Here is a 9,931-nt window from a genome sequence, read left to right on the forward strand (position 1 = left end):
AGAGGCTGCTGCAAGAATGGCAATGGGCCAGCCACCGTGAACGATCAGTAATGAACCCACTAATAGTGATGTAATAAGGCAACCGATCATGGCGTTTCGTACTGATGAAGGCGCAAGTATGCCGCTTTGAGTGACTCTTATTGGACCGAGACGCTCTTCGGTGTCGATACCATTCTTAAAGTCAAAGTAGTCATTAGCGAGATTAACTGAAATTTGCAATAATACCGCACATAGCATTGAGGTGAAGGCGATGAGTAAGCTAAATTGTTCGAGCCCAATCGCGAGCATGTTTCCAATTAATAATGGACCGATTGCCGCCGGTAACGTACGAGGACGGATAGCCATAAACCATGATTGCATTGAGCTAGGTTGCATAATATTGTGAGACGCACTGTTGATTAGTTATGTCTAATAGCATACCAAATATTCAATAAGGCTGCAGATATGAATATTTGCGTTGCATCACTATTTTGTGATTTGTCACAAGATGACTTTAATTCAGCTATTACCATAGAATAAGCTAGAAAACATCAGGTTAACTGAGGTAACCTTAACGTTAATCCAAGTTGTAGAGAAGGTGTTATGAGTCAGGTATTAAACGATTTATTGTCATTGTTGTCACTTGAGAAGATTGAGTTAGGTCTGTTTCGCGGCCAGAGTCAAGATTTAGGCTTCGGGCACGTGTTTGGTGGCCAGGTGATGGGGCAAGCGTTAAGTGCTGCAAAACAAACGGTTAGTGAAGACCGTCATGTACATTCTTTACACTCATACTTTTTACGTGCCGGTGACGAAAAGCTACCGATTATTTACGATGTTGAAAATATGCGCGACGGAGGAAGCTTTAGTGCGCGTAGAGTGAAAGCGATTCAGAAAGGTCGACCTATTTTTTATATGACCTGTTCGTTCCAAACGGTTGAAGAAGGCTTTAATCATCAAGATGTCATGCCTGATGTGCCCGGACCTGAAGGTTTATTGAATCAGCAAGAACTTGCAGTGACCATGCGTGATAAAGTACCTGCGAAAATGCTCGAAAAATTTATGGCAGACTCTCCGATTGAAATGCGTTTAGTTAACCCAGTTCATCCTATCGCGCCAAACACCACAGAGGCAAAAGGGTATGTATGGCTACGTGCCAATGGACAAGTACCATCGGATCACAGTATTCAAGAGTATTTACTCGCTTACGCATCGGATTTTAATTTTTTAGCCACAGCAACTCAGCCCCATGGGGTGTCTTTTTTAACTCCAGGTATGCGTATGGCCACTATTGATCATGCCATGTGGTTCCATCGGCCATTTAATATGGGAGAATGGCTCTTGTACTGTATTGATAGCCCCAATGCAGGCGGTGGACGTGGATTTGTAAAAGGGCAGTTTTTTGATCAGCAAGGACGTCTTGTGGCTTCTGCCACACAGGAAGGTTTAATCAGAATGACCAAGTAGGACGCTAACATGTTAATAATTAAGAAAGGGATACAATTCGCGGTTGTCACTTTGATCGCCATTATGCTGAATGGTTGTGTGACGATTGAGCCTGAAAAACCTGTTATTGTAAATGGCTATGCTGGCTATATAGAAAAAATTGCTTTACCACAGGGGTGTAAAATTAACATCGCATTGATTGATTTCAATACTCCGGGGGCGATTATTTCTCAAAAAAACTTTGATATAGCCAGAGCACCCGTTCCATTTAAATTCACCTTACCTGCTGAGTTAGTCAAAAGCGGTGTTGATTACGGTGTTGTGGCAATGATCACTTATCAAGGAAATGCTATTTTTCAAACGTATGATAAGTTCCGTGTGATCAGTAACGGTCAATTTACCACTCAAGTGTTAATGAAACGCGTTAAATAACCACTTCGTAATCTAGTTCACAAACTCTTATGCCCGTCATTGATCTATTTATTTGGCGGGTAATAATCTGTTTTCTACCCTAATGTGCTGTTTAGGTTGTTTATGACAGAGTTATCTCAGACTTATCGTTCGCATGCGCAAACTCGTTTAATTTGGGCCTTGTGCATAGCTTCTATGGTGATTTACATTAATTTGTACACAGTACAAGGCATGCTGCCGTCTATAGCGGAACATTTTGATGTGTCTGGCGCACAAGCTACTTTGGTGTTATCGGTTACCAGTTTTACCTTAGCTTTTTCATTACTTTTTTATGCGGTTTTATCTGATCGGATAGGACGGTTGGCCCCTATTGTGGTGAGTTTATGGTTACTTGCTGCATCTAATATATTGTTGATTTTTGCTCAGACTTTTGATCACTTACTTTGGGTTCGTTTACTTCAAGGTATTTTGCTTGCTGCTGTTCCTGCGATTTCGATGGCCTATTTTAAAGAGCAATTGGCACCTTCCTTTATGCTAAAAGCTGCTGCCGTATACATTATGGCCAACAGTATGGGCGGCATCGCAGGACGAATTTTCGGTGGGTTAATGGCCCAAAATTTATCGTGGCAGTCGTCTATGGGGTTGATATTTTTGGTAACATTAATGGGAGTGGCATTGGTAACGTATTTATTGCCGCGTAAAGAAATTAAGCCCCAAGTGGTAAAGCAAAAAGTCTCTTTGATGCATAAAGTAAAGCAAGACATCGATGGCTTTATGTTCCATTTGTCAGACTCGCAGATGCGCCTTGCTTATGCCATTGGTGGCTTAGCATTTATGATGATGGTTAATCAATTTAGCTTTATTCAATTGCATATTATGGCTGAACCTTATGGTTTAAGTCGCTTTAATGCAACCTTGATTTTTCTATGTTATTCAAGTGGCACCTTCGCTTCTTATTTGTCGGCAAAATGGATTATGCGCTATGGCTCGATGCCATTATTTAGGGTGGCGTTATGCTTGATGGTTGCTGGCACGTTGTTGACCTTAGTGGATACATTGACTGCTATTGTGGTGGGCTTTTTGATCAGTGCTTGCGGATTTTTCTTAACTCATAGCTGTTGCAATTCGTTTGTAGCTATCCGTGCAACCAGTCATCGTGCTAAGGCTACATCGCTGTATTTATGTTGCTACTATCTTGGTGCATCTCTGGGAGGGCCTTATTTAATGCTATTTTGGCACGAAGCAGAATGGAATGGAGTGGTTGTCGGATCGATGAGCCTTTTGGCACTGCTTTTAGTGGCTATCTGGCGTTTAGGGATACATCAACAACAGGTTATTGATGTATCCAAAGCGAGTTAACTCTCGATAAATTGTTTACGGTCTAAGTCAAACTTGCGCATTTTGTCGTACAAGGTCTTACGCGGTAATTCGAGTTGCTCCATTGTTAGCTTAATACTGCCTTTGTTATGGCTTAAAGCTTCTTCAATCAACATCCTCTCAAAAAACTCAACTCGTTGTTGAAGCGACATGCTAGTGTGCATAGTCGTGTGGCTGTCTAAATTGCCCGCAAAAGCGGCTTCTGCACCCAGTAATACATAACGCTCTGCTAAGTTGCGCAACTCGCGTACATTGCCTGGCCAGTCGTGAGAGGTTAGCACCATGGTTTGCTGGGGATTTAATGCAATGAGTGCTTTATGGTAACGGGCAGAAGCAATTCTGGCAAAATGTAAAAACAGTAATGGAATGTCTTCTCGGCGATCTCGTAGTGGAGGAATGACAATGGTCACCAGGTTAAGTCGGTACAATAAATCTTGTCTGAATTTCCCTTCTTCACACAGTTGTTGCAAGTTTAATTTTGTTGCGGCAATAACTCTTATGTCTAAATTTATCGGTGTATTTGATCCTAATCGTTCGACTTTACGATCTTCCAAGACTCGCAGTAATTTAACCTGTAAAGCCATAGGAGTGCTTTCTATTTCATCCAGAAGTAGCGTGCCACCATTAGCATATTCAAACTTACCAATCCGGCGTTTGTCTATGCCAGTGAAAGCACCCGATTCAGCACCAAAGAGTTCACTTTCAATGAGGTTTTCAGGGATTGCACCGCAATTAATGGCGACAAAATTGGCTTTGTTACGATAGCTGTGGTCATGCAGGTATCGGGCGACAAGTTCTTTACCTGCGCCTGTTTCACCTTCAATCATGATATCTGCCGGTGTGTCTAGCACTTGGTCAATAAGGTGGCGCATTTTCATTACACCAGGACTACTGCCTAAAATACGTGGGCCAGGTGCTATGTGCGATTCAAGTTCGCGTTTAAGTTTACGGTTCTCAAGTGTTAGCGCACGTTTATCTAATGCGCGTTTGGTCACATCGAGTATATGTTCGTTGTTAAATGGTTTTTCGATAAAGTCGTAAGCACCTTTTTTGAGTGCGTCTACCGCCATGGCGATATCACCAAAACCCGTTAATAGTACTACAGGTAAGTCATTGTCTTGTTTTTTCAGTTGTTGCAATAAACTCAAGCCATCGAGTTGCGGCATATTGACATCAGAAATCACTATGCCTGGCCAGTTAGCGGTTATTTGGTTAGCTATATATTGCGGGTTCGTAATCGCCAGCGCGCTGATATTCTCTAGCTTAAATAATTGCTGTAATACGATGCCGATATGAGGTTCATCATCAACAATAATGACTTGATAATTATTGATGTCTTGTATTTGAGTCACGTTTACACTTCCTCGCGTAAATAAAGTGGCAAAATGATATGAAAAATAGCCCCACCGGGTATGGCATTCTCGACAGTAATAGAACCTTGCATTGACTCAATAATCCGCTGCGAGATGGACAACCCTAAGCCCAATCCTTGACGCTCACTGGTGGTATAGTAAGGTTCAAAAATTTTGTTCATCTGGCTTTCTCTTACACCAGGACCACTGTCTTGGATACTTATGTTGACCTTACTGTCGCAGTAGACTTTGATTTGCAATTGTCGCTCGTTAGATTGTTGCATAGCGACGATAGCGTTACTAATAAGATTAACGAGCACTTGCTGTAATCGCACGTTGTCGCCCCATATTTGGCATTTACCCGTTAATAATTTCAGCGATAACTTAACACCCTGTTTGTCCATTTCAGGTTGAACAATGGTAAGTGCTTGCTCAATCGATTGATTAATTTCGGTGGCGTTATCTTTACCCTGAGATTTACGCGTAAAGCTTTTAAACTGACCAATAATATCTGCGAGCCTATCGGTGAGTTCTATCATGATTTTGATATTGCTGCTGGCATCTTCAATCATATTACGGCCAATGAAAGTTTGGGTGTTTTGCGCATAACTACGTAGTGCGGCTAGCGGTTGATTGAGTTCGTGGTTAATGCTGGCGGACAGACTGCCTATGACCGTAAGCTTTGCAGCTTGGATCAGTTCGTCTTGGGTATCTTTAAGTTGAGTATTGGCTTGTTCTAACTCTAATGTGCGTTCTTTCACGCGTTGTTCTAATAGGTTTTGGGCTTGACGCATCCGAAGAAAGTTTTTTCTTCGTTCTAAGCTGTAAATAATAAACAAAGCCAGTAATAAGTAAAGTGTCGCCGCTAACAACATAATAGGCGGCAAAGACTCATATAACGGTTTCATGGGGGCTAGAATATGCACATTCCAGTTAGCATTAGGCATTAACTGGTGGCGTTCTAAATACTTCTCTTTGCCTTCAGAAGACGAGATTTGGTATACCTGAGTCGTGCTTGACTCACCTAAGGCAAAATTAGGGGTAATGCTAAGCTCACCAATGGGCCGGTTTGCATATCGTTTTGATGAATTAAGTGCAAAACGTTTTGCCTGTGTTAGCGGCGTTAATGAATTAAATCGCCAGCTATTAATGCTTGAAAGAAACACTATATTGTCAGGATCGCTAATCATAAACTCATATTGGCTTGCGATGGCAATGCCACTACTTTGTTGTTCAATCAAACTTATATCAACTTTCACAACCACTACACCCAATACCACTCCCTTGTGATATACCGGATTAGCAAAGTAGAATCCGCGCTTATTGGATGAGGTACCGACTGCATAATATCGTCCAGACTTTCCTGATATAGCATCAATAAAGTAGGGCCTAAATGAATAATCATGATTTATAAAAGAGTTGGGTACATCCCAATTGCTGGCGGCAATAGCAACTCCGAGCGCATCAGTAAGGTAAATATCTGACGACTCTGTAACTTGCTGTAATTCAGATAAATAAGCGTTAAGTTTTTCGATTGTTTGAGGATTGCGTTGATCAAGTAACCCTTGCTCTAAGATAGGGTTTTGCGCGAGCACTGCTGGAATATTTTCGTAGTGTGAAAGGGCGTTATCAATAAAAATTACCAGTTCATTGATTTGTTTTTCAGATTGTTCAGCAATGGACTTTGTGCCCTGTTCAAGTAAATACCAATACGTAACTTTTAGGGTCAGTAATAACCCGATGATGAGCATGATGCTCAGTACAATTTTACGTTTTTTGGTAGTCGAGAATGAAAGCATGCATATTCCCAATCGGTAATAGTTATGATGATTATTGAGCATGTGTAAAAAAACGAGCCTTAATAAATTAAGGCTCGTCTATAATACGCGAATTATCAAGCTAATAGCCGTTTAATTTGTCTATATACTCAGGTAAAAATAGTGAAATTTGAGGGATATAGGTAATCAACATCAAGAAACCGAGTAACAATACCAGCCAAGGCAGGCATGATTGAATTACCCACCCCATACTTTTTCCTGTTATTCCTGCTGTGACAAACAGATTGAGCCCTACAGGCGGTGTGAGCATGCCTATCTCCATATTGACCACCATAATGATGCCTAAGTGAATAGGATCGATACCTAACTGGGTTGCGATAGGGAATAATATTGGCGCCATAATCAACAGAATAGCTGAAGGTTCCATAAAGTTACCCGCTGCTAATAACAATAAGTTGACGATGATCAAAAAACCCCATGCGGGTAATCCAAATCCGACAATCGTTTCGGCAATAATATGTGGAATACGCTCGGTGGTTAATACGTGAGCAAACAGCATGGCATTAGCAATAATGAACAACAACATAATGCTAACTTTAGCGCCATCACGTACTACATGACGGATTTCTTTGTCGGTTGGCGTTTTAATAACGGCAAGCAACATGTGCCCTATATTGCGTAATGAGGCGCCGATTAAAGATTCTTGTTTATTTCGCCAAGCAACATTCTTGAGTGGTCCAATATCCCGATAGCCAAATACTGCAATAAAGTATGCATACACACAAGCTACGGCCGCTGCTTCAGTTGGACTGGCAACACCACCGTAGATTGAACCCAGTACAATAAGAATGAGTGCTAATCCACCCATTGCTTTAGCACTTGATATGCTTAGTGCTTTTATTCCAGGGAAAGGGCGCGAAGGCAGTTTTTTAATTCGTGCAACAATGTAGATTGCTAACATTAAAATACAACCCATCATTAAGCCTGGAATTAAACCAGCCATAAACATTCTAGCGGCAGACACTTCTGTCGCAGCCGCATAAACCAGCATTACAATCGATGGTGGAATTAAAATGCCTAAGGTACCTGAAGTAGTGATAACGCCTGCTGCAAATTTTTCTGGATAACCTGCGCGTACCATACCAACAATAACAATAGAGCCAATAGCAGCCACAGTTGCAGGTGATGAACCAGATACCGCGGCAAACAGCATACAAGCCATCACCGATGCCATAGCAAGACCACCGCGTATATGACCTACGCTGTCCATTGCAAAGTCAATAATACGTCTTGCTACGCCACCAGTAGACAAAAATGCCGATGATAGAATAAAGAATGGAATTGCCAATAAAGTGTAGTGTTCTGAAGTCGACTCATACAGTTTTAAAACTATTGAAGCGAGCGAATCATTTGAATATAACAAAATAGTTAGCATGCTTGAAAAACCTAATGCGATAGCAATAGGCATACCAATCATCATGCAAATAAATAAAGCTATAAATAGAGTTGCTATAGTCATTATTTCGCTTCCTTATCATTTTTTTCTAGTTGTTCTGATGATGTGGATAGCGCAGCTTCATCGATTAAATGCATGCTGTCTTTTGCTTCATCGGCCAGTTGGAAACCAACAGCTTTATTGCGCAAAATAGCGATAAATAATTCTATAAAACGCCATGTGAGCATTGAAAATCCGATAATTAAAATACTTTGAGATAACCAAATAGGAACAGCGCCATCTTCTATATCGATGCGCAATGTTTCCCAAGCAAAATCTGGATCCAATTGATGAATAAACCATGCAGGAAAGTCGATGTCTTCCATTGGAATACCAATTTGGTACATTTGGCTTAGGTAGTCCCAAGCTCCTTTTAAAAACATTCCGCAGTAAATAATGCAACACAGGCACGCAAAGATAGCGACCGCTTTCTGTGGCTTACCAGATAGCTTAGACACAAACGCATCAACACCAATATGTGCTCCTACTTTCACGCCATAGGACATGCCAAATAGTACAAACCAACCACAAAGAGTAAGGGTCAGTTCTTGGATCCATAAAAAACCGGTATTAAAAAAGAAACGGGCAATAACTTCGCCAAAAACCAGCAACGTCATTAATGTAATTAATAAATTAAGGAACCCTTCTTCAAAATAACCAAATAGTCTTGAAATCACGGTCATACTCCTTGAATAAAAAAAGGTGGTACTGATGCAAGAATGCAGTCAGTACCACGTCAAGTGTTGAGACTATTTAGTATTAGCAGCTTGTGCTGCATCAATCATATCTTTACCAATTTGATCTTCAAACTTAGCCCAAACTGGTTTCATTGCGTTAACCCATTGCTGGCGTGCAGCAGGCGTTAACGTGACTAATTCTGAACGCTTAGAATCAATAATCGCTTGTCTATCTTGGTTATCTTTTTCTGAAGCAATTTTATTACCAAGAGCAATCGCTTCATCAAGTGATGATTTAAAGATGGCACGTTTATCAGCGGGTAGACCTTTCCAGAAGGTATTTGAGGTCACTACCATATAATCTAAAACGCCATGATTACTTTCTGTGATGTGACTTTGCACCTCATAAAATTTCATTGAATAGGTATTTGACCAAGTGTTTTCTTGACCATCAATAGCGCGTGTTTGTAGCAGAGTGAACACTTCAGAGAAGGGCTTTTTAACTGGAATAGCACCAACAGCATCAAACTGAGCTGCAATAACGTCAGATGCCATAATACGGAACTTTTTGCCATTCGCATCTTTTGGTAATGCCAAAGGATCGTTCGCAGAAAACTGCTTCATACCGTTGTGAAGATAACCTAGACCAACAAGGCCTTTACGGTTCATCGCGTTTAATAATTTTTGGCCTGAATCTGATTGCTGAAAACGATCAACTGCGGCCATATCTTCAAACAAGAAAGGTAAATCGAAAATCTGTAGTTTTTTGGTAAAGCGCTCAAACTTAGATAATGATGGTGCCACAAATTGCACATCGTTTAGCAGAAGTGCTGCTAGCTCATTGTTATCCCCAAATAACTGTGAGTTAGGAAATACGTTAACAACATATTCACCTGGTAAACGTTGCTCAATTAATTCTTTAAACTTAAGTGCCATTTGTCCTTTTGGAGTATTTTCCGCAACAACATGCGAAAATTTAATTTCTACAGGTTCAGCAAAAACATTAAAGCTCGCGGCAAGAATAGTAGCAATAGTCGCTAGTTTAGCAATTGACTTGAGTGGATGTGTAAAGGTACTGGTCGATTTTTTCATGATAATTAACTTCCTTTTTTTAGTGTTATATTTTCCTCAAGGTGGTGACTTGTCCCAGAACAAGTACGCCATAAACGCTTTATGAGGATAGATAAAACATAGCAAGCATTAGGCCAGAATGTTAATTATTTGTAACTCAATGAAATATATTAACTTTAATTTAATAAGGAAACAGGAGAGTGATTTTATGTGTGGATTGTCACACAGTAAAAAAATCCTTATGGGTGGGATGTCACACATTTGCACTGATCGTGATGTGAGGGTGGTATTTGTTGCTGGCTGAGGAATGTGAGTTTATATGGACTTAATTAAAAGGAGGGATATATA

The 9,931-nt window shown here is 40.7% G+C and carries 9 protein-coding genes; 3 read left to right on the forward strand and 6 right to left on the reverse strand.

Annotated features, from left to right (window positions below; all coding sequences use genetic code 11):
- The coding region (locus CXF78_RS02385; protein WP_180957032.1) for a prenyltransferase at positions 1-360 on the reverse strand (360 nt) is incomplete at its 3' end.
- Positions 361-582: 222 nt separating this feature from the next.
- On the opposite strand from CXF78_RS02385, the gene tesB reads away from it, so the two are divergent.
- From tesB to CXF78_RS02400, 3 genes are all read left to right on the forward strand, one after another.
- Entirely contained in the window at positions 583-1,443 is an 861-nt protein-coding gene (gene tesB / locus CXF78_RS02390) for an acyl-CoA thioesterase II (RefSeq protein WP_011638171.1), read from the forward strand.
- A gap of 9 nt (positions 1,444-1,452) precedes the next feature.
- Positions 1,453-1,854: a YbaY family lipoprotein gene (locus CXF78_RS02395; RefSeq protein ID WP_011638170.1), complete on the forward strand. Its 402-nt coding sequence runs from the start codon at positions 1,453-1,455 to the stop codon at positions 1,852-1,854.
- A gap of 102 nt (positions 1,855-1,956) precedes the next feature.
- Complete coding sequence (locus tag CXF78_RS02400) at positions 1,957-3,192, forward strand: MFS transporter (RefSeq protein ID WP_102035861.1); 1,236 nt, start codon at positions 1,957-1,959, stop codon at positions 3,190-3,192.
- On the opposite strand, the gene CXF78_RS02405 is transcribed toward CXF78_RS02400, so the two are convergent.
- The 5 genes from CXF78_RS02405 to CXF78_RS02425 form a co-directional block, all read right to left on the reverse strand.
- Complete coding sequence (locus CXF78_RS02405; RefSeq protein ID WP_011638168.1) at positions 3,189-4,562, reverse strand: sigma-54-dependent transcriptional regulator; 1,374 nt, start codon at positions 4,560-4,562, stop codon at positions 3,189-3,191. The two genes, CXF78_RS02400 and CXF78_RS02405, sit on opposite strands and share 4 nt — an antisense overlap.
- A 2-nt stretch (positions 4,563-4,564) precedes the next feature.
- Complete coding sequence (locus CXF78_RS02410) at positions 4,565-6,361, reverse strand: sensor histidine kinase (RefSeq protein ID WP_102035862.1); 1,797 nt, start codon at positions 6,359-6,361, stop codon at positions 4,565-4,567.
- A gap of 100 nt (positions 6,362-6,461) precedes the next feature.
- Entirely contained in the window at positions 6,462-7,859 is a 1,398-nt protein-coding gene (locus CXF78_RS02415) for a TRAP transporter large permease (RefSeq protein ID WP_011638166.1), read from the reverse strand.
- Positions 7,859-8,518 carry a TRAP transporter small permease gene (locus tag CXF78_RS02420; protein ID WP_041413121.1) on the reverse strand — a complete coding sequence of 220 codons (660 nt, stop codon included), beginning with the start codon at positions 8,516-8,518 and terminating at the stop codon, positions 7,859-7,861. The genes CXF78_RS02415 and CXF78_RS02420 overlap by 1 nt, the downstream gene beginning before the upstream one ends.
- 66 nt (positions 8,519-8,584) lie before the next feature.
- The gene (locus CXF78_RS02425) at positions 8,585-9,604 is read right to left on the reverse strand and encodes a TRAP transporter substrate-binding protein (RefSeq protein WP_011638164.1); all 1,020 of its coding nucleotides are present in this window, start codon (positions 9,602-9,604) and stop codon (positions 8,585-8,587) included.
- Positions 9,605-9,931: the final 327 nt, after the last annotated feature.

Source organism: Shewanella sp. 11B5, assembly GCF_002836795.1.
Taxonomy (GTDB): Bacteria; Pseudomonadota; Gammaproteobacteria; order Enterobacterales; family Shewanellaceae; genus Shewanella; species Shewanella frigidimarina.

What these genes read in the sequence shown, in the direction of transcription:
- tesB (WP_011638171.1), top strand. Translation starts at nt 583, where the DNA reads ATGAGTCAGGTATTAAACGATTTATTGTCATTGTTGTCACTTGAGAAG.
- CXF78_RS02395 (WP_011638170.1), top strand. Translation starts at nt 1,453, where the DNA reads ATGTTAATAATTAAGAAAGGGATACAATTCGCGGTTGTCACTTTGATC.
- CXF78_RS02400 (WP_102035861.1), top strand. Translation starts at nt 1,957, where the DNA reads ATGACAGAGTTATCTCAGACTTATCGTTCGCATGCGCAAACTCGTTTA.
- CXF78_RS02410 (WP_102035862.1), bottom strand. Translation starts at nt 6,361, where the DNA reads ATGCTTTCATTCTCGACTACCAAAAAACGTAAAATTGTACTGAGCATC.
- CXF78_RS02415 (WP_011638166.1), bottom strand. Translation starts at nt 7,859, where the DNA reads ATGACTATAGCAACTCTATTTATAGCTTTATTTATTTGCATGATGATT.
- CXF78_RS02420 (WP_041413121.1), bottom strand. Translation starts at nt 8,518, where the DNA reads ATGACCGTGATTTCAAGACTATTTGGTTATTTTGAAGAAGGGTTCCTT.
- CXF78_RS02425 (WP_011638164.1), bottom strand. Translation starts at nt 9,604, where the DNA reads ATGAAAAAATCGACCAGTACCTTTACACATCCACTCAAGTCAATTGCT.